The organism is Nocardioides pyridinolyticus (genome assembly GCF_054653575.1).
This window is the reverse complement of record NZ_BAAIFY010000002.1, coordinates 82036-99970: the sequence shown is the minus strand read 5'-3', so window position 1 is coordinate 99970 and position 17935 is coordinate 82036. Positions and strand designations below refer to the sequence as shown.

20 protein-coding genes are annotated in these 17935 nt (G+C 73.1%); 7 read left to right on the top strand and 13 right to left on the bottom strand.

All coding sequences use genetic code 11. The annotated features are described in order from the left end of the window. The first annotated feature begins 24 nt into the window (after nucleotides 1-24). The 3 genes from ACYQ0U_RS02540 to ACYQ0U_RS02530 all read left to right on the top strand — a co-directional run bounded on the left by ACYQ0U_RS02540 (nucleotide 25) and on the right by ACYQ0U_RS02530 (nucleotide 3539). A complete protein-coding gene (locus ACYQ0U_RS02540; protein ID WP_459969064.1) occupies nucleotides 25-690 on the top strand; it encodes an oxamate carbamoyltransferase subunit AllH family protein in 666 nt (221 codons plus the stop codon). Continuing rightward, complete coding sequence (locus ACYQ0U_RS02535; protein WP_459969062.1) at nucleotides 687-2075, top strand: AllF/FdrA family protein; 1389 nt, start codon at nucleotides 687-689, stop codon at nucleotides 2073-2075. Before ACYQ0U_RS02540 ends, ACYQ0U_RS02535 begins: the two co-directional genes overlap by 4 nt. A gap of 72 nt (nucleotides 2076-2147) precedes the next feature. Then, nucleotides 2148-3539 carry a YlbE family protein gene (locus tag ACYQ0U_RS02530; protein WP_459969060.1) on the top strand — a complete coding sequence of 464 codons (1392 nt, stop codon included), beginning with the start codon at nucleotides 2148-2150 and terminating at the stop codon, nucleotides 3537-3539. A gap of 3 nt (nucleotides 3540-3542) precedes the next feature. Here the strand turns inward: ACYQ0U_RS02530 and ACYQ0U_RS02525 are convergent, their stop codons facing one another. The 5 genes from ACYQ0U_RS02525 to moeZ all read right to left on the bottom strand — a co-directional run bounded on the left by ACYQ0U_RS02525 (nucleotide 3543) and on the right by moeZ (nucleotide 8041). After that, the gene (locus ACYQ0U_RS02525) at nucleotides 3543-4355 is read right to left on the bottom strand and encodes an ABC transporter permease (protein WP_459969058.1); all 813 of its coding nucleotides are present in this window, start codon (nucleotides 4353-4355) and stop codon (nucleotides 3543-3545) included. Next, a complete protein-coding gene (locus ACYQ0U_RS02520) occupies nucleotides 4352-5356 on the bottom strand; it encodes an ATP-binding cassette domain-containing protein (protein ID WP_459969056.1) in 1005 nt (334 codons plus the stop codon). Before ACYQ0U_RS02520 ends, ACYQ0U_RS02525 begins: the two co-directional genes overlap by 4 nt. A 48-nt stretch (nucleotides 5357-5404) precedes the next feature. Continuing rightward, nucleotides 5405-5734 carry an MGMT family protein gene (locus tag ACYQ0U_RS02515; protein ID WP_459969054.1) on the bottom strand — a complete coding sequence of 110 codons (330 nt, stop codon included), beginning with the start codon at nucleotides 5732-5734 and terminating at the stop codon, nucleotides 5405-5407. A gap of 84 nt (nucleotides 5735-5818) precedes the next feature. Further along, nucleotides 5819-6727 (bottom strand): hypothetical protein, encoded by a 909-nt coding sequence (locus ACYQ0U_RS02510; RefSeq protein WP_459969052.1) that lies wholly within the window; start codon nucleotides 6725-6727, stop codon nucleotides 5819-5821. Nucleotides 6728-6841: 114 nt separating this feature from the next. Beyond that, the gene (moeZ, locus tag ACYQ0U_RS02505; protein WP_459969050.1) at nucleotides 6842-8041 is read right to left on the bottom strand and encodes an adenylyltransferase/sulfurtransferase MoeZ; all 1200 of its coding nucleotides are present in this window, start codon (nucleotides 8039-8041) and stop codon (nucleotides 6842-6844) included. A 232-nt stretch (nucleotides 8042-8273) separates the two neighbouring features. On the opposite strand from moeZ, the gene ACYQ0U_RS02500 reads away from it, so the two are divergent. Next, nucleotides 8274-8861: a TetR/AcrR family transcriptional regulator gene (locus ACYQ0U_RS02500; RefSeq protein ID WP_459969468.1), complete on the top strand. Its 588-nt coding sequence runs from the start codon at nucleotides 8274-8276 to the stop codon at nucleotides 8859-8861. Between the two features lie 30 nt (nucleotides 8862-8891). Next, nucleotides 8892-9113, top strand: a complete 222-nt coding sequence (locus tag ACYQ0U_RS02495) for a DUF3107 domain-containing protein (RefSeq protein ID WP_459969048.1) — start codon at nucleotides 8892-8894, stop codon at nucleotides 9111-9113. Nucleotides 9114-9198: 85 nt separating this feature from the next. Here ACYQ0U_RS02495 and ACYQ0U_RS02490 read toward each other — a convergent pair whose 3' ends face one another. Together ACYQ0U_RS02490 and ACYQ0U_RS02485 are read right to left on the bottom strand one after the other, a co-directional pair. Then, nucleotides 9199-10224, bottom strand: coding sequence for a hypothetical protein (locus ACYQ0U_RS02490; RefSeq protein ID WP_459969046.1), 1026 nt, complete (start codon nucleotides 10222-10224; stop codon nucleotides 9199-9201). 2 nt (nucleotides 10225-10226) lie between these two features. Next, a complete protein-coding gene (locus ACYQ0U_RS02485; protein ID WP_459969044.1) occupies nucleotides 10227-10916 on the bottom strand; it encodes a ferritin-like fold-containing protein in 690 nt (229 codons plus the stop codon). Nucleotides 10917-11087: 171 nt separating this feature from the next. Between ACYQ0U_RS02485 and ACYQ0U_RS02480 the strand changes: the two genes are divergently transcribed. Further along, complete coding sequence (locus ACYQ0U_RS02480; protein WP_459969042.1) at nucleotides 11088-12494, top strand: DEAD/DEAH box helicase; 1407 nt, start codon at nucleotides 11088-11090, stop codon at nucleotides 12492-12494. A 24-nt stretch (nucleotides 12495-12518) separates the two neighbouring features. Here ACYQ0U_RS02480 and ACYQ0U_RS02475 read toward each other — a convergent pair whose 3' ends face one another. Further along, nucleotides 12519-13181 carry a L,D-transpeptidase gene (locus ACYQ0U_RS02475; RefSeq protein WP_459969040.1) on the bottom strand — a complete coding sequence of 221 codons (663 nt, stop codon included), beginning with the start codon at nucleotides 13179-13181 and terminating at the stop codon, nucleotides 12519-12521. Beyond that, nucleotides 13178-13951, bottom strand: coding sequence for a ParA family protein (locus tag ACYQ0U_RS02470; RefSeq protein ID WP_459969038.1), 774 nt, complete (start codon nucleotides 13949-13951; stop codon nucleotides 13178-13180). The genes ACYQ0U_RS02475 and ACYQ0U_RS02470 overlap by 4 nt, the downstream gene beginning before the upstream one ends. A gap of 62 nt (nucleotides 13952-14013) precedes the next feature. On the opposite strand from ACYQ0U_RS02470, the gene ACYQ0U_RS02465 reads away from it, so the two are divergent. Continuing rightward, the gene (locus tag ACYQ0U_RS02465) at nucleotides 14014-14778 is read left to right on the top strand and encodes an SDR family NAD(P)-dependent oxidoreductase (RefSeq protein WP_459969036.1); all 765 of its coding nucleotides are present in this window, start codon (nucleotides 14014-14016) and stop codon (nucleotides 14776-14778) included. Here the strand turns inward: ACYQ0U_RS02465 and ACYQ0U_RS02460 are convergent. Genes ACYQ0U_RS02460 through ACYQ0U_RS02445 form a run of 4 tightly spaced genes read right to left on the bottom strand, consistent with a single transcriptional unit; the run spans nucleotide 14747 to nucleotide 17928 of the window. Next, nucleotides 14747-15589, bottom strand: a complete 843-nt coding sequence (locus tag ACYQ0U_RS02460; RefSeq protein ID WP_459969034.1) for a PHP domain-containing protein — start codon at nucleotides 15587-15589, stop codon at nucleotides 14747-14749. The two genes, ACYQ0U_RS02465 and ACYQ0U_RS02460, sit on opposite strands and share 32 nt — an antisense overlap. Before the next feature lie 28 nt (nucleotides 15590-15617). Then, nucleotides 15618-16235, bottom strand: a complete 618-nt coding sequence (locus ACYQ0U_RS02455; protein WP_459969032.1) for a DUF6758 family protein — start codon at nucleotides 16233-16235, stop codon at nucleotides 15618-15620. Between the two features lie 33 nt (nucleotides 16236-16268). Continuing rightward, a complete protein-coding gene (locus ACYQ0U_RS02450; RefSeq protein ID WP_459969030.1) occupies nucleotides 16269-17345 on the bottom strand; it encodes a saccharopine dehydrogenase in 1077 nt (358 codons plus the stop codon). Between the two features lie 25 nt (nucleotides 17346-17370). Beyond that, on the bottom strand, nucleotides 17371-17928 hold the full coding sequence (locus ACYQ0U_RS02445; protein ID WP_459969028.1) for a histidine phosphatase family protein: 558 nt from the start codon (nucleotides 17926-17928) through the stop codon (nucleotides 17371-17373). Between the last annotated feature and the right edge of the window lie 7 nt (nucleotides 17929-17935).

The following is a 17935-nucleotide window of genomic DNA, read 5'->3' as shown; positions in this document are numbered from 1 at the left end:
ACCCTCCCCGCTAGCGTCGGACAGGTGATCCCCGTCAGTGCACCGCCGCGCGTGCGGTCGCACCTGGCGCAGGCACCCGACGGCGCGGTGCCCGTGGTGCACCGCGGCCGCGACGCCGTGTACGTCGAGGTGGCCGGTCGCTGCGTCGGCGTCGTCGGCACCCGCGCGACCGCCGTACCCTGCGCGCTGCGGACGGCGCGGGAGTCGCTCGACGTGACCGCGGCCCACGTCGCGGACGGCGTGCTGCATCTCGACGGCGAGCCGCTCGTGGTCGGCCGGATGGTCGACGTGACCGTGCCCCGGCTGCCGACCGCCTGGACCCGCCCCGCGCCCCTCCCCGGGGACGTGCGGGAGATGGTCGGCCGCGGCGACGGGCTCACGCCGTACGACGACGACGTGCTGTGCGGCTGGCTGGCCATCCACCGCGCGGCCGGCGTGCCGACGCCGGAGGCCGACGCGGAGGTCCGGGCCTGCCTCGACCGCACCACGCTGCTCTCGGCCACCCTCCTCGACTGCGCGTTGCACGGCGAGGTGATCCCGGAGTTCGCCGCCTGGGTCGCCGACCCCACGCGCGACGCGGCCCTGGCCGCCGTCGGCCACAGCTCCGGGCGCGGGATGCTCGCGGGCGCCCGCTTCGCCATCGATGCCCAGAAGAGCCCCCAGAAGAGAGCCCAGAAAGGCGCGGCATGACCCACTCCCACGTCGAGCTCCGGCCCGGCGCGTACGCCGACTCCGTCACCCTCCTGCAGGTCTCCCGGACCGTGCAGGGCCAGGACGGTGTCGTCGCCGCGCAGGTCGCGATGGCGACCGCGCTCAACGTCGAGGTGCTGACCGGCATGGGCTTCGACGTCCCCGCCGAGGCGACGCCCAACGACATGGTGGTCGCGCTGCGGCTGGAGAGCTCCCAGGCGCTGGCCGCCGCACTGGCCGGGGTCGACCAGGCGCTGCGCGACGCGAACCGCCGGGAGGCCGGGCCGACCGAGCTCGCCCCGCCGCGCACGACCGGCAGCGCGTTCCGCCGTACCCCTAGCGCGGTCGCGCTGGTGTCGGTCCCCGGCGCCAGCGCCTTCGTCGAGGCGATGGACGCCCTGGAGTCGGGCCACGACGTGATGGTGTTCAGCGACAACGTGCCGGTGGAGCAGGAGGTCGCCCTCAAGCGGTACGCCGCCGGGCGCGGCCTGCTGGTGATGGGCCCCGACTGCGGCACCGCCGTCATGGGCGGGCTCGGCCTGGGCTTCGCGAACACGGTCTCCCCCGGCCCGGTCGGCATCGTCGCCGCCTCCGGCACCGGCTGCCAGCAGGTGCTGGCGCTGCTCGACCACGCGGGCGTCGGCGTGACGTCCGCGCTCGGCGTCGGCGGCCGCGACCTGTCGGCCGAGGTGCGCGGCCTCGCGACCCGCGAGGCGATGCGCCGGCTCGACGAGGACCCCGCGGTCGAGCTGATCGTGCTGATCTCCAAGCCCCCGGCCGACGACGTCGCCGCCGAGATCCGCGCCTACGCGGACACCCTGTCCACGCCGGTCGAGTACGCGCTGCTCGGCGCCGGCCGGCCCGACCTCACCGAGGCCACCGAGTCGGTGCTGCGCCGCCTGGGTCGGGACGTGCCGGAGTGGCCCGTCACCGGGACGGCGGAGGCCAACCCGGGTGTCATCCGGGGCCTCTTCGTCGGAGGGACGCTGGCCAGCGAGGCCAAGCTCATCGCGGGCACGGACGCCGGCCACACGTTCGTGGACTTCGGCGACGACGACTACACCACCGGACGCGCGCACCCGATGATCGACCCGTCGCTGCGGCTGGAGCACCTCGCCCGCGCGGCGGAGGACCCGGCCGCCGGCGTACTCCTCCTCGACGTCGTGCTCGGCCACGGCGCCGAGCCCGATCCGGCCGCCGGCCTCGCGCCGGCCCTGGCCGGGGTGACCAAGCCCGTGGTCGTCGCGGTCGTCGGCACCTCCGCCGACCCGCAGGGCCTGGACCGCCAGGTCCGGGCGCTGGCCGACGCCGGCGCCGAGGTGCACCTGTCCAACGCCGGCGCCACCCGCCGTGCGCTCGAGCTCACCGGAGGCCGCAGTGAGTGAGCGCAGCGAGCTCACCATCCAACACAGCGCGTCATGTGCCTCATGCGCGCACGGAGCGAAGCGAGTACGTGCATGAGCATCCCGACCGCCGTCGTCAACGTCGGCGCCGACCTGTTCGCCGACGCCGTCGAGGGCCAGGCCGTGGCGACCACCCGCGTCGACTGGCGCCCCCCGATGGAGGGCACCGAGGCCGACCTCGCGACCGTCGCGGCCGACCCGCGCCGTCCGGAGGCCAACGCCCGCGCGCTCGCCGCGATGCTCGACGTCACCGCGACGCTGGTCGACGTGGCGCCGGCGTCCGAGGTGCTCGGCCTCCAGCCCGGGGAGTTCCTGCACGCCGGCCCGCCGATCGGGTGGGACCGCGCGTCCGGCCCGCTCCGCGGCGCGCTCATGGGCGGTGCCGCGCTCGAGGGCCTGGTCGACGACCCGGAGGACGCAATCGCGCTGTTCGAGTCCGGCAGCTCCGTGAGCCTCGAGCCGTGCCACCACCGCTCCACCGTCGGCCCGATGGCCGGCGTCGTCACCCCCAGCATGTGGATGTTCGTGCTCGAGGACGCGGCCAGCGGTCGCCGGACGTACTGCTCCCTCAACGAGGGCCTCGGCAAGGTGCTGCGGTACGGCGCCTACTCCCCCGAGGTGCTCACCCGGCTGCGCTGGATGGGCGACGTCCTCGGCCCGCTGCTCCAGGCGGCCGTGCGGGCGTCGGACCCGGTCGACGTCACCGGCATCCTCACGCAGATGCTCCAGATGGGCGACGAGGCCCACAACCGCAACCGCGCCGGGACCCTGATGCTGCTGCGCGACCTCTCCCCCGCGATGGTGGACGCGGGCTTCGACAGCGCGGACGTGGCGCAGGCGCTGCGGTTCGTCGGCGGCAACGACCACTTCTTCCTCAACCTCGCGATGCCGGCGTGCAAGCTCGCACTCGACGCGGCGCGCGGCATCGGCGGCTCGACGATGGTCGTCGCGATGTCCCGCAACGGCACCGACTTCGGCATCCAGGTCGCCGGCACCGGCGACGAGTGGTTCACCGGCCCGGCCCAGCTCGCCGACGGGCTCTTCCTCGGCGACTACGGCCCGGACGACGCCAACCCCGACATCGGCGACAGCGCGATCACCGAGACCGCCGGCATCGGCGGCTTCGCGATGGCGACCGCGCCCGCGATCGTGCGGTTCGTCGGCGGCTCGGTGCCGGACGCCCTCGCGACCACCCGTCGGATGCACGAGATCACGCTGGGCGAGAACCCCCGCTGGTCGGTCCCGGTCCTGGAGTTCCAGGGCACCCCGACCGGCATCGACGTCACGTTGGTGTGCCGCACCGGGATCCTGCCGCAGATCAACACCGGCATGGCCGGCCGGGTCGCGGGCGTGGGCCAGGTCGGCGCCGGCCTGGTCACGCCTCCCGCGGAGATCTTCCCGAAGGCGCTGGCCCGGCTGGCCCGGCTGGCGCCCGAGGGTCGGTAGGACCTACCGGCTCGTCGCGCGGCGGTAGAGCCGGATGGACAGCGGGACGAACACCGCGAGGATGATCACGACCCAGATCAGCGTGTAGGCGACCGGGTTCTGCAGCGACCACACGTCCGGCACCGGCGCTGTCGGGTCAGTGTTGCCGAACAACTCGCGCGCCGCCTGGGTCACGGAGGAGACGGGGTTCCAGTTGGCGAACGTGGCCAGCGGTCCGGGCAGGTTGCTGATCGACACGAACGTGTTCGCGATGAACGTGAGCGGGAAGATCACGATGAACGACGCGTTGTTGACGACCTCGGGCGTGCGGACCACGAGTGCCACGGTCGCCATGATCCACGAGATCGCGAAGGCGAACGCGAGCAGCACCAGGAAGCCTGCGGCGGCCTCCAGCACCGACGAGCGGATCCGCCATCCGACCACGAGCCCGGTCAACGCCATCACGGCCAGGCTCACGATGTTGATCCCGATGTCGGACACGGTCCGGCCGAGCACCACGGACGACGACGACATCGGCAGCGACCGGAACCGGTCGATGATGCCCTTCTGCAGGTCCTCGGCGAGGCTGTAGCCGGTGAAGGTCGCGCCGAAGACGACGGTCTGGGCGAAGATGCCCGGGACGAGGAACTCGGTGTAGTCGACACCGGTGTCCTGGGTGCCGATGGCGTTGCCGAACACGTAGGCGAACAGCACCACGAACATGATCGGCGACAGCGTCGTGAAGACGAGGACGTCGGGCACCCGCAGGATCTTGCGGAGGTTGCGGCGCGTGATCACCCACGCGTCGGACACTCCCTCGGCCACGGCGGACTTCACGCGACCCCCTCCTCGTCGGTCCCGTCGTCGACCCGGTCGGGGTCACCGGTGTCCTCGGCCTCGACGGCCGCGTGGCCGGTCAGGGCGAGGAACACGTCGTCGAGCGTCGGCCGGCGCAGCCCGGCCTCGGCCACCGCGACGCCGGCCCGGTCGAGGCGGTCGAGCACCACGCGCAGGTCACGGGTCCCGCCGTCGACAGGCACCGTCACCCGCCGGTCGCGCTCGTCGACGGTGGGCGCGCCGACCCCGACGCCCTCGACCGCGCGTGCCGCGGCCGGCAGGTCGCCGCCGACGGGGAGGCGGACCTCGACCTGGTCGCCACCCACCTGGGCCTTCAGCTCGTCGGCGGTGCCGCGGGCGATCACCGTGCCCCGGTCGATGACCGCGATGCGGTCGGCCAGCCGGTCGGCCTCCTCGAGGTACTGGGTGGTGAGCAGCAGGGTCGTCCCGCCCCGGACCAGCTCCTCGATGACGTCCCACATGCCGACGCGGCCGCGCGGGTCGAGGCCGGTCGTCGGCTCGTCGAGGAAGATCACCGGGGGTCGGGCGACGAGCGCCCCCGCCAGGTCGAGTCGTCGGCGCATGCCGCCGGAGTAGCCCTTGACGGTGCGATCACCCGCCTCCACCAGGTCGAACTGCTCCAGCAGCTCGCGCGCCCGCCGGCGGCTCGCCGCCGCACCGAGGTGGTAGAGCCGGCCTACCATGTCGAGGTTCTCGAACCCGGTGAGGTGCTCGTCGACGGCGGCGTACTGACCGGAGACGCCGATCCGCCGACGCAGGTCCTGGGGCCGGCGCAGCACGTCGACGCCCGCCACCTCCGCGGTCCCGCTGTCGGGGCGCAGCAGGGTGGTGAGCACCCGCACGGTCGTGGTCTTGCCGGCTCCGTTGGGGCCGAGGAGGCCCATCACCGTGCCCTCCTCGACCTCGAGGTCGAGGCCGTCGAGCGCGCTCACGTCGCCGTACCTCTTCACCAGCGCTTCGGCCCGGATCACGGATGTCATGACCCCACTCTGCCGGTCGTCACCGACAGGGCAAAGCGACTTCGCCGGTCAGCCGCGCAACGACGCCGGCCGGAAGAACGCCAGCTGGAGGTCGACGTTGCCGTTCGGGCGCAGCGGGGTGCCCTCCTCGAGGTAGCACTGCCGCGCCTCGTCCTGGTGGCTCGGCGGCAGCGACCCGTCGGCGCGCACCACGCGCCACCAGGTCACGCCGCCGCCGTGCTGCGCCATGGTCGAGCCGACCAGCCGCGGGCCGCCCCCGCCGAGCAGCTCGCCGACCACCTCGGCGATCGCGCCGTAGGTCGACACCCGGCCGCGCGGGATCGTCTCGACGCACTGGAGCACCCGCTCGACGTACTCCTCGTGGTCCAGGCCGGTCATGAGCGGCAACGTATCCTAGGGCGTTCGACAGCCCCGTCCCTGTCGGGACGGGGCTGTCGGGGCTCCCTCAGGTCAGCGGTCTGATCAGAGGATGGGCGAGAAGGGCTCGGTGCCGTTGACCAGCGTCAGGCCGGAGATGCCGGAGTGCTGCTGGGCGAAGGCGAGTTCCTTGGCCAGGTCGCCGATGTTGTTCGACAGCGGCAGCGGCGCCAGGCCCAGGGTCGACAGGGTGCCGATCGCCGCGCCGTCGGCGCTCACGAACGCGGAGCCCGAGTCACCGGGGATGCCCGGGGTGACGGTGTAGAGCGGGTGCGACCAGCCACCGTCGCTGGCGCTGTCGCCGAGGCTGGTGCCGGTCTTCGGCGAGAGGGCGGTGACGCCGCCGCGCAGGCTGGAGTTGCCGTAGCTGTAGACGCGGTCCCCGGCGTCGGTGCCGTCGGTGTCGATGCCGGTCGGGCCGCCCCAGAACGGGATCGACGGGTTGACCTTGGCGACGTCCGCGGCGTCGACCTGCACCAGCGCGAAGTCGTTGTAGGCGCAGGTGTTGTCGTCGGTGGTGCCGATCTCGTCCATGGTGTTCCACGCCGAGTACACGAGCGTGCCGGCGCCGACCTGGGTGCCGTCGGTGACCAGCGAGCCGCCCTCGTTGAAGGTCACCCGCGTGCCCAGCGGCAGGGAGTCGGCGAGGCAGCCGTCGGTGTCGGTCGCGCCACCGGTGCCGGCGCAGTGCGCGGCGTACCCGACGTAGACGTTGGAGGCGCTGTCGGTGAAGACGAAGTTGCCGGTGCACTGCGCACCCTCGGTGTACATCTGCACGCCCGGGTGGATCTGGGCGGTGTCCGCGGGCGCCCAGGTCGGGGCAGCGGTGGCGGGGGCAGCGGTCGAGAGTGCGGTCGCGAGGACGCCGCTGGTCAGCAGGGCAGCCGTCGCGACGACGTGCTTGGAGGAGAGCGCATGGGGTGGGGACCCTCCCGATAGGGGTGCGGCCGGCATCACCGGCCCTGGACGTGGACGACCTTCCAACGAGGTCGCCCGTCCCCGGGTTATGCGCGGCCACCCTTTCGGGCTAGCCCGAAAGGGTGGCCAACGCCGAGTCGGCGCGTGAGCTCAGTACGACGGCTGCGAGGGGTCGATCTGGTTGACCCAGGCGACCACGCCACCCCCGACGTGCACGGCGTCGGCGTACCCGGCGCCCTTGACGATCGCCAGCGTCTCGGCCGAGCGCACGCCCGACTTGCAGTGCATGACGACCTGCTTGTCGGCGGGCAGCTGCTCGAGGGCCGAGCCGTTGAGGAAGTCGCCCTTGGGGATGAGGACCGAGCCGGGGATCCGGTTGATCTCGAACTCGTTGGGCTCGCGCACGTCCACCAGGACGAAGTCGCGGGTGCCCTCCTCGCGCTCCTTGAGCATGTGCTCGAGCTGGACGACCGAGATCGTCGAGCCGGCGGCCGCCTCGGCGGCGTCGTCGGAGATCGCGCCGCAGAAGGCGTCGTAGTCGATCAGGCTCGTGACGGTCGGGTGCTCGCCGCAGAGCGCGCAGTTGGGGTCCTTGCGGACCTTCAGCTTGCGGTACTCCATCTCCAGGGCGTCGTAGATCATCAGCTTGCCGACCAGCGGCTCACCGATGCCGGTCAGCAGCTTGATGGCCTCGTTGACCTGGATCGAGCCGATCGACGCGCACAGCACGCCGAGCACGCCGCCCTCGGCGCAGCTCGGGACCATGCCCGGCGGCGGGGGCTCCGGGTAGAGGCAGCGGTAGCAGGGGGCGTCCTCGGAGAGGGTCGGCGCGAACACCGAGGCCTGGCCGTCGAAGCGGTAGATCGAGCCCCAGACGTACGGGATGCCCAGGAAGTACGCCGCGTCGTTGACCATGTAGCGGGTCGCGAAGTTGTCGGTGCCGTCGACGATGAGGTCGTAGCCGCGGAACACGTCCATGACGTTGTCGTTGTCGAGGCGGCCCTCGTGGAGGATCACGTTGACGTAGGGGTTCGCCTCGGCGATCGACTCCTTGGCCGAGAGCGCCTTGGACTTCCCGATGTCGGACTGCCCGTGGATGATCTGCCGCTGCAGGTTCGACTCGTCGACCTCGTCGAACTCCGCGATGCCGAGCGTGTGCACGCCGGCCGCGGCCAGGTAGAGCAGCGCGGGGCTGCCGAGGCCGCCGGCGCCGATCACGAGCACCTTGGCGTTCTTCAGGCGCTTCTGACCGGTCATGCCCACGTCGGGGATGATCAGGTGGCGGCTGTAGCGGCGCACCTCGTCGATGGTCAGCTCGTCCGCGGGCTCCACCAGCGCGGGATAGGACACGGCACACTCCTTGCTCAGGTCGGTTCGACTGTCGAAACAACCTCCGGTCCTGCCATGTTCCCCGCAGGGTCCGACCGCGGCTCGCCGCGTCCCGTCATCCGGACGGACGGGGCCCGCCGGCCCCCGTCCGACATGGGGTTGGTCGGCCCGCTCGCAGTGACTGGCCGGTAGTGTTCGGGGCGTGACGGCAGAGCAGTACGACACACCGGCGACGCGCCCCCGGGGCGGTCGCATGCCGCGACGTGAGCGTCGCGCGCAGCTGATGGAGTCCGCGCTCGAGGTTTTCGTGGCGCAGGGCTACCACGCGGCGGCCATGGACGACATCGCCGAGCGCGCGGGCGTCTCCAAGCCGGTCCTGTACCAGCACTTCCCCGGCAAGCTCGACCTCTACCTCGCGCTGCTCGAGCAGTCCTGCGACACGATCATCGCCAACACCCGCGAGGCCCTGGAGTCCACCCAGGACAACAAGCAGCGGGTCGCGGCGACGATGGAGGTCTTCTACGAGTACGTCGCCAGCGACTCCGGCGCCTTCCGCCTGGTCTTCGAGTCCGACCTGACCAACGAGCCCGCGGTGCGCGAGCAGGTCGACCGGGTGACCTCCGAGACGGCCGCGATGGTCACCGAGGTCATCCGCGAGGACACCGGCCTCCCGGACGACGCCGCCCGCCTGCTGGCGGTCTCCCTGGTGGGAATGGCGCAGGTGAGCGCGCGGTTCTGGCTCACGGAGACCGGCGACATCGGCAAGGCCGACGCGGCGGCACTCGTCGCGGGCCTGGCCTGGCGCGGCATCCGCGGCTACCCCCGCACCGACGACCACTGACACACCGACAGACCCCTGAAGGAGGACCTCGTGGAGGTCAAGATCGGCGTCCAGAACGCCGCCCGCGAGCTGCACATCGACACCGACGAGTCGGCGGAGGCCGTCGAGAAGCAGGTTGCGGAGGCTCTCGCGGCCGGCGGCGTGCTGACGCTCGCCGACAACAAGGGCCGCAAGGTCGTCGTCCCGACCGACAAGCTCGCGTACGTCGAGATCGGCCACGGCACCCTCGGCCAGGTCGGCTTCCGCTCGTAGCGCGCTCCTGGCGCATGGCCTGCGCGCGGCTGTGGGCGCCGACCGGCGGGGGCGTCCTCGCCGCCGGCGCGACCCGCCGGAGTCGCTAGCTCTGCTCCCTGGTGCGCTCGAGCGCGATCGAGGTCAGCGCCGCGATCGCCGCCTCCGCGATCGCGTCGGCGTCGAGCCGCGGGTCCTCGACGAAGTCCTCCTCCTGCGGGCAGAGGTCGGCGAGGTCGCCCGCGACCTCGAGGGGCTGGGCGGCGAGCCAGTCGATCGTCGACGCCGCCTCCTCCTCGCACCACGCCCGCAGCGACGACGGCATCCGCGGCGGCACCCCCCGCTGCGGCGCGAGATGCCCGGCGCCGAGCCACTTCTTCCCGACCGGGAGGTAGCCCTGCCTCGTGTGCAGCTCCCGCGGCACGCGGAGCTTCACCTGCCGGAGCACCTCCGCCTGCGCCCAGCCGAGTGAGACGTTCGGCCTGGCGGCGTCCTCGTCGAGCACCGACACGTCGACGCCCAGCACGCTGCCGTGCCGCTCGAGCAGGCTGCGCGGGTCCGCGCCGGCGCCCGGCATCGTGATCACGTGCATCCGCTCCATCGGCACGTGCTCGGCCCACCGCTCGAGCACGGGTACGACGCCGCGCTCGGTCCACCACCGCTCGGCCAGCGCGCCCTCGCGGCTGGCGACGGCGGCGAGGAAGTCCTCCAGCGCGGGGCTCTCGCTGCGCTGCTGGACCCGCTGCTGCCACGTCGAGGGCAGCAGTCTCGACAGGCTGCGCACCGACACGACGACGTGCACCTCGGCGTCGCCGCAGACCTCGAGGAACGCGGCGATCTGGGCCGACGACGCCCCGCCGAGCATCTCGTCGGAGGTGAGGACCCGGGGCGTCTCCACCTGCGCCAGCCGTCGCGCGAACCGCCTGACCGCCGCGTCCACGCCGGGCTGGCCCGCGCGGCCGCCGCGCACCGCCACCGACAGCCGGAAGCTCCCCTGCCGGGTGGCCGGCAGCAGCGCGAGCCCCTGGGCGACCAGCTGCTCGGCGCCCGCGTGCAGCACGGACTGGATGTAGGTCGTGCCCGTCTTGGGCATCCCGACGTGGAGGTAGAGCTGCGTGCGCGGCGACCCCATGGTCAGCTCGCCAGCCCGAGCTCCGCCATCCGCTCGGCGTGCCGTTCGGTGATCCGCGTGAACATCCGGCCGATCGCGGCCAGGTCCAGGCCCGGCCGGTCGACGCCGCCGGCCAGCAGCGCCGAGAGCGCGTCGCGGTCGGCGGTCACGCGCTGTGCCTGGGTGAGCGCCTCCCCCATCAGCCGTCGGCCCCACAGCGCGAGCCGGCCGCCGAGCCGCGGGTCCGCGGCGATCGCCGCGCGCACCCGGTCGACGACGAACGCCGCGTGTCCGGAGTCCTCGAGCGAGGCCAGGATCAGGTCGCGCGTGTCGGCGTCGAGGTAGGCCGCGATCTCGCGGTAGAAGTCGTTGGCGAGCCCGTCGCCGACGTACGCCTTGATCAGGCCCTCGTACCAGTCGGTGGGCGCGGTGTAGTCGTGGAACTTGTCGATCGGCGCCTGGAACGGTGCCATCGCCGCGAACGGGTCCGCGCCCAGGGCGGCCAGCCGCTCGTTGAGCTTCGCCACGTGGCCGAACTCCGCGGTCGCCATCGACACGATCGCGACCTTGTCCGCCAGCGTCGGCGCCAGCTTCGCGTCCTCGGCGAGCCGCTCGAAGGCGGAGATCTCGCCGTAGGCGATGGCGCCGAGAAGGTCCACGATCGCCTCGCGGTACTGCGGGTCCTCGAAGGCGACGGGCGTGGATGCGGTCACGTGCGCACCCTACCGATAGAATGTCCGTGATCGAGGTCGCGCCCACCTCCGGGCGCACCCGCGTATGTGCGCGGCAGACCGCCTCCTCCCTTCGTGGACGAGTCCGCCGCAAACCGACGGCAGTTGACTCATGAAAGCGACAAGACCCTGACCACGTTCCGAGAGCTCGGGGTGCTCCCCGAGATTTGCGACGCGCTCGAGCGCGCCGACATCACGACCCCCTTCGCCATCCAGGAGATGACCCTCTCCGTCGCGCTGATGGGCACCGACCTGATCGGCCAGGCCCGCACCGGCACCGGCAAGACGCTGGCCTTCGGCATCCCGGTGCTCCAGCGCAGCGTCGCCCCGAAGGACCCCGACTACGCCGAGATCCCCCAGGGCAAGCCGCAGGCGCTGATCGTCGCCCCGACCCGCGAGCTCGCGCTCCAGGTCTCCAGCGACCTCGCGCTGGCGGGCGCCGACCGCGGGCTCCGCGTGCTCACCGTGTACGGCGGTGTCGGCTACGAGCCGCAGATCGAGGCCCTCCAGACCGGTGTCGACATCGTCGTCGGCACGCCCGGCCGCCTCATCGACCTGGCCAACCGCCGCGTCCTGGACCTCTCGCACGTGCACGCGCTCGTGCTCGACGAGGCGGACGAGATGCTCGACCTCGGCTTCCTGCCCGACGTCGAGAAGCTGCTCCGGATGACGCCGGAGACCCGCCAGACGATGCTGTTCTCGGCCACCATGCCGTCGGCGATCGTCTCGCTGGCCCGCATCCACATGCGCCACCCGATGAACATCCGCGCTGAGTCGTCGTACGAGAACGCGACCGTGCCCGCGACCGCGCAGTTCATCTACCAGGTCCACGACCTCGACAAGCCCGAGATCCTGGGCCGCCTGCTCCAGGCCGAGGACGCCGACAAGTTCATCGTGTTCACCCGCACCAAGCGTCAGGCGCAGCGGGTGGCCGACGACCTGGCCGAGCGCGGCTTCAAGGCCAGCCCGCTGCACGGCGACATGGCCCAGGTGGCGCGCGAGAAGGCGCTGGCGAAGTTCCGCGAGGACAAGATCCAGGTCCTGGTCGCGACCGACGTCGCCGCCCGCGGCATCGACGTGCGTGGCGTCTCCCACGTCGTCAACTACTCCTGCCCCGAGGACGACAAGACCTACGTCCACCGGATCGGCCGCACCGGCCGGGCCGGCGCGAGCGGCGTCGCGATCACCTTCGTCGACTGGGCGGACCTGCACCGCTGGAAGATGATCAACAAGGCCCTCGAGCTGCCCTTCGACGAGCCGCAGGAGACCTACTCCACCTCCGAGCACCTCTTCCACGACCAGGGCATCGCCCCGGGCACCAAGGGCCGGATCGCCGACCCGAAGCCGGTCGAGAGGAAGGAGCGGGAGCCCCGCGAGCCGCGGGAGCGCAACCGCGACCGCAACCGGACCCGCACCCGCACCCGCGGGGGCGAGACCGTCGCGGCCGCCGAGGGCGACGCGGCGTGGGAGCCCGGCGACAAGCCGGCCGGCAACCGCAACCGCCGCCGTCGTCGCCGTTCGTCCGGTGGCGGTGCGCCCCAGGCGGCCGCCTCGGAGTGATCCGAGTGATCGGGGTGACCGCTCTCAGGCGGTGACGACGACCGTCGTGCCCACGGGCGCGAAGTCCCAGAGCGCGATGGCGTCCGGAGTCCGCTGCCGGATGCAGCCGTGCGACTGCGGCGTCCCCAGCTCCTGCTTGGTCTGGAGCGGGGCGCCGTCCTTGGTCGGGATCGTGTGGAACCCGATCGCGGCGCCGCTCGGGCCCCGGGTGAACCGGACGAAGTACTCCATCACCCCGGAGTCGTCGATGCCGACGGCCCAGCGCGAGGTGCTGTAGACCTCGTACGTGCCGGGGTCGAGGTTGTCGAGCGTGCTGCCGGACACCAGGTAGGTGCGCCGGACGTCGGTGGCGTCGTCGACCAGCCACACCCGCTGGCGGCTCTCGCTGAACACGACCCGCCTGCCGGTGCCCGACCGCGCCGGGAGCGCGGTCTCGTCGACCTGCTCCCCCGGCTCCTCGACCTCCGATCTGAGCACGGTGGTCGCCGGGGGCGACGGCGTGACGGACGGCGACTCGGCCGGCAGGTCGACGGCCTGCCTGGCCGCGGCCGGCGGGGGCTCCCCTCCCGCGAGCGAGGGCAGCACGCCGGTGCCGGCGAGCACGGAGATCGCGGTCACCGCCAGCGCGGTGGCGAGCACCGCGAGCCGCCCGTAGCGCGGACGGACCTCGGCGCGGTGCCGGCTCACCTCGCGGACCTCGCCACCAGGTTCTCGGCGACCTCGCGGTAGGCCCGCGCGCCCTTGCTGCTGCGGCTCGTCGCGAGGATGGAGCGGCCCGCGGCCGGCGCCTCCGCGAACTTGATCGTCTTGGGGATCGGCGGCTCGACCACGGCGAGGTCGTAGGTCTCCGAGATGGTCTCGAGCACCGTCCGCGCGTGGTTGGTACGCCCGTCGTACAGCGTCGGCAGCACGCCCCAGACCTCGAGGCCCTTGTTGGTGAAGCGCCGTACGTCGTGCACGGTGTCGAGCAGCTGCCCGACCCCGCGGTGCGAGAGCGTCTCGCACTGGAGCGGGATCAGCACGCCGTCGGCGGCGGTCAGCGCGGCGACCGTGAGCACCCCGAGGGACGGCGGGCAGTCGAGGAGGACCCAGTCGTACTCGAGCTCGCCCTCGGCCAGCGCCTCGATCATCGCGCGCAGCACGTGCTCGCGACCGGTGCGGGTGAGCAGCTCGGCCTCGGCGCGGGCCAGCTCGATCGTGGCGGGCACGATGTCCACGCCGTCCTCGGTCTCGATGACGACCTCGGCCGGGTCGAGGCCCTTGGTGAGCACGTGGTGGATCGACAGCTCGAGGTCCTCGGGGTCGATGCCGAGCGAGAACGTCAGGCACGACTGCGGGTCGAGGTCGACCAGGAGCACGGAGTGCCCGAGCTCGGCGAGCGCGGCACCGATCGAGGCGACGGTGGTCGTCTTGGCGACCCCGCCCTTCTGGTTCGCGATCGCGAGCGTCGTGGTCATCGAAGCCCATCATGCCCGACCGTCGAGCGCCTGCGACGCAGGCGGGTGCTTCACTTGCGCACATGTCCGGACGCACCGCTCTCGTCACCGGCCCCACCGCGGGCATCGGCCGCTCCTTCGCCCACCAGCTCGCCGCCCGGGGCTACGACCTGGTGCTCGTCGCCCGCGACCGCGAGCGGCTGGAGTCCGAGGCCGCCGAGCTGCGCTCGACGTACGCCGTCGAGGTCGAGGTGCTGCCCGCCGACCTGGTCGACCGCGCCCAGCTGGCGACCGTCGAGGCGCGCCTGGCCGACACCGCGCGGCCGGTCGACCTGCTGGTCAACAACGCCGGCTTCGGGCTGAAGAGGCGCTTCCTCGCCAACACCGTCGAGGAGGAGCAGGCGATGCTCGACGTGCTGGTGACCGCGGTCATGCGGCTCAGCCACGCCGCCCTCGGCGCCATGGTCGAGCGCGGCAGGGGCGGGGTGATCAACGTGTCGAGCGTGGCGGCGTTCCTGCCGCGCGGCTCCTACTCGGCAGCGAAGGCGTACGTGAACTCGTTCTCGGAGTGGGCGCACCACGAGTACGCCGGGCGGGGCGTCACCGTCACCTGCCTGTGCCCGGGCTTCACCAGGACCGAGTTCCACGAGCGGATGCACGTCAGCCGCGGCTCGGCGCCGGACTTCATGTGGCTCGACGCCGACGAGCTCGTCGCGACGGCGCTGAAGGACCACGCGAAGGGCAAGGCCTGGTCGATCCCCGGGCCGCAGTACAAGGTCATCTCGACCGCCGCCCGCGTGGTGCCGACCGGTCTGCTCAAGCGGTTCCAGTCACTCGGGCGGAGATGAGCCGCTCGTACTCGGCGGGGTCGGTCGTGTTGACCCCCAGGTCGTGGTCCTGCTTGCCCTCGCCGTGGTAGTCGCTGGAGCCGGTCGCCACGAGGTCGAGGTCGCGCGCGATCGCGCGTAGCCGCTCGCGGGCCGCGGCGTCGTGGTCCTGGTGGTCGACCTCGATGCCGGTCAGCCCGAGCTCCTTGAGCTCGGCGAACACCGTCGCGTCGGGGCGGCCGAGCCCGCCGCGTCCCCACGGGTGCGCCACCACCGAGAGCCCGCCGGACTCGCGCACCAGCGTGATCGCGTCCTCGAGCTCGACGGCGTACCGGTCGACGTGGGCGGGCCGGCCCCAGCCCAGGTAGCGGTCGAACGCCGCCGTCCGGTCGGGCACCACGCCCAGCGTGACCAGGGCGTCGGCGACGTGCGGGCGGCCCGAGGCGGCGGCGCCGGTGGAGGCGTCGCGGACGTCGTCCTCGGTGATCTCGATGCCCAGCCCGTTGAGGCGCGCGACCATCGTCGGGACCCGGGACGCCCGGCCATGGAGGACCTTGTCGAGCTCGGCCGCGAGCGGCGCGTAGCCGGGGTCGGGGAAGTAGGCGAGCAGGTGCACGCCCCTCCCCCGCAGGCGGGTGCTGATCTCCATGCCCGGCACCAGCGTCAGCCCGACCTCGTCCGCGGCGGCCTGGGCCTCGGCCCAGCCGTCGGCCGTGTCGTGGTCGGTGATCGCGAGGACGTCGAGGTCGGCCTCGGCGGCGGCGCGCACCAGCCCGGCCGGCGTGTCCGTGCCGTCGCTGGCCCGCGAGTGCGTGTGGAGGTCGATGCGCACCCGGGCAGCCTAGTCGGGCGGGCCGGCGCTACCAGCCCGGCCGGTGCCCCCCGAACGGCAGCTCCACCAGCCCCGGGCCGTCCTCGGAGACGTCGCGGAGGATCCAGTCGCCGCGCAGGAGCAGCAGCGCCGAGGCGGGCCGCAGCACGATCCACAGCCACCGCCCGCCCGCCTCGCCGGCCAGCACCGACCGGTCGAACTCGCCGTCCGCGCTGCTCGTCGAGACGTCCCACAGGTTCACCGGCTGCCGACCGATCCGCACCCGCGCCGTCGGCGGCCGCCCGCCGATGTCGGCCCCCGGGTCGTCGTACCGCGTGCCCGCGCAGCGCGCCCCGAGACCGGTCCCGGCCTCCTCGGCCACCACGATCACGTCGACGGGCCCGTCGAGCTCACTGGTGCCGCTGGTGCACGTCAGCGTCGCGCGGGCGTCGTGGACTCCGTCGGCCACCGTCGCGAAGTCGGTCACGCTCCACCCCGGGCTCACCGGCCAAGGCAGGTAGGTCGGGAACAGCCGCGCGGTCGCGAGGTGCTCGGCGAACACGTCGTACGACGCCTCCTCCGGTCGCCAGAGCGCGGCCTGTCCCCCGTGGTCGGGGCACGGGACCACGGGCGCCGAGCACCGCACGCAGCTGGTCGCCAGCGACATGCGCTCCACGGTGCGGAACGTCGCCCTGCCGCGTCAAGTGATGGCGGGGGTCTCGGCCATCGCCTCGTCGAACGCGCGGCCGGCCGCGCGCCACGGACCCGACGGCCCACCCTGCTCGGCCAGCCCGATCAGGTGCGGGGTCAGGTCGGCGCTGAACCCCTCACTGGCCTCGCGTGGGAGCAGCGAGGGCAGGTTGTCGATCGCGATGACCTCCAGCGGAGCGGCGCCGTCACCCGGCGTGCCGTCGTGGAGCCGCCGGACCGGCTCCTCCCACGTGGTGATCTCGGTGTTCACCGGGAGCATGTTGGTGGGCCCGGTGACGTCACAGGTGACGTCCGCGAGCACCCGCAACCGGCGTTCGTGGTCGAGGTCGGCGTGCTCGACGAACGGCGGGGTCGGGGTGCGCGTGAACACGCAGTTCACGAGCAGATCGTGGCCCAGGAGCGCCTGCTTGTGCAGGTCACGCGTCTCCTGGCGGTCCCACCGGGTGATCGGGAGGCCGGCGGTCATCAGGGCCCGCTGGGCGCCGCGACCGGACCGCCCCCGTGCCCCGGTCACCAGGGCCAGCAACTGGTCGGCCCCGTCCTGGCCGGCCTGCTCGAGCTCAGCGTCGAGCTCGTGCTTGGCCATCGGGGCGAGCGGCACCTTCAGCCGGTCGGCCAGGTGCAGCACGCCGAGCGCCGCACCCACGTAGCCGGCCCAGTAGCCGAAGGCGACCACGCGCTTGCCGTCGGTGTCGGTGAGGTACTCGATGTCGAGCAGCCGCCCCCCGCCGCGGCGGAACCGCGCGAGGGTCTCCGCGGCGTCCTCCTGGCCCTTGAACGCGTGGGCGAAGTAGATGTGCGTGTGGCGCAGGGACGCCGGCTCGTCGGGCAGCTCCTTGATCCCGAGGACGTACGCGTCGCGCGGCGCGTCGACCCAGGTGCCCTCGCCCACGACGGACGCGCCGGCGGCGGCGTACTCCTCGATGGGGAAGATGCGCTGCGGCGACTCCTCGACGGTCACCTCGAAGCCGGCGTCCACCAGCAGCGGGACGTCGGCCGGGACGACGGGCGCCCGGCGCTCGGTGCGGCGGGACTCGGACCTGATCCACACATGGACGGGCTGCATGCGCTCAGGATGCCAGCCGCGTCGTTCACGCGTTCCAGCGGAGGATCACCGGCGACTCCCGCTCCCAGCCGAGCCACGAGACGGTGGCGGTGTCGAGACGCAGGTGCCGGCCCTCGGCGACGTCGAGGCCCAGCCACCGGGCGGCCAGCGCCCGCAGGCTGTGGCCGTGGCCGAAGACCAACGTCGGCCCGTCGACGGCGCGGACCCGGGCGACCACGCGGTCCAGGCGCTCGGTCACCGACGCCGCAGTCTCGCCGCCGGGCGTCGGGTGCGTCCACACCGACCAGCCGGGCACCGTCTCCCGGATGTCGGCCGTGGTGCGTCCCTCGTAGTCGCCGTAGCCCCACTCGACGAGGTCCTCGTCGACGTCGGCCGACGCGAACCCGGCCAGCGCCGCGGTGCGCCGGGCGCGCAGGCGCGGCGAGGTCAGCACCTGCGCGAACACCGCCTCCGCGAGCCGCGGAGCGAGCGAGCGCGCCGCCTCCTCGCCCGCGGGCAGCAGCGGCAGGTCGGTCGTCGACGTGTGCCGGCCCGACTCGCTCCACTCGGTGGGGCCGTGACGGACCAGCCAGAGCTCGCTCACCCGGCCA

Coding starts and splice junctions, on each gene's coding strand:
- ACYQ0U_RS02535 (WP_459969062.1), top strand. CDS start 687: ATGACCCACTCCCACGTCGAGCTCCGGCCCGGCGCGTACGCCGACTCC.
- ACYQ0U_RS02520 (WP_459969056.1), bottom strand. CDS start 5,356: ATGACATCCGTGATCCGGGCCGAAGCGCTGGTGAAGAGGTACGGCGAC.
- ACYQ0U_RS02490 (WP_459969046.1), bottom strand. CDS start 10,224: ATGGGGTCGCCGCGCACGCAGCTCTACCTCCACGTCGGGATGCCCAAG.
- ACYQ0U_RS02510 (WP_459969052.1), bottom strand. CDS start 6,727: ATGCCGGCCGCACCCCTATCGGGAGGGTCCCCACCCCATGCGCTCTCC.
- ACYQ0U_RS02530 (WP_459969060.1), top strand. CDS start 2,148: ATGAGCATCCCGACCGCCGTCGTCAACGTCGGCGCCGACCTGTTCGCC.
- ACYQ0U_RS02500 (WP_459969468.1), top strand. CDS start 8,274: ATGCCGCGACGTGAGCGTCGCGCGCAGCTGATGGAGTCCGCGCTCGAG.
- ACYQ0U_RS02515 (WP_459969054.1), bottom strand. CDS start 5,734: ATGACCGGCCTGGACCACGAGGAGTACGTCGAGCGGGTGCTCCAGTGC.
- ACYQ0U_RS02465 (WP_459969036.1), top strand. CDS start 14,014: ATGTCCGGACGCACCGCTCTCGTCACCGGCCCCACCGCGGGCATCGGC.
- ACYQ0U_RS02470 (WP_459969038.1), bottom strand. CDS start 13,951: ATGACCACGACGCTCGCGATCGCGAACCAGAAGGGCGGGGTCGCCAAG.
- ACYQ0U_RS02455 (WP_459969032.1), bottom strand. CDS start 16,235: ATGTCGCTGGCGACCAGCTGCGTGCGGTGCTCGGCGCCCGTGGTCCCG.
- ACYQ0U_RS02450 (WP_459969030.1), bottom strand. CDS start 17,345: ATGCAGCCCGTCCATGTGTGGATCAGGTCCGAGTCCCGCCGCACCGAG.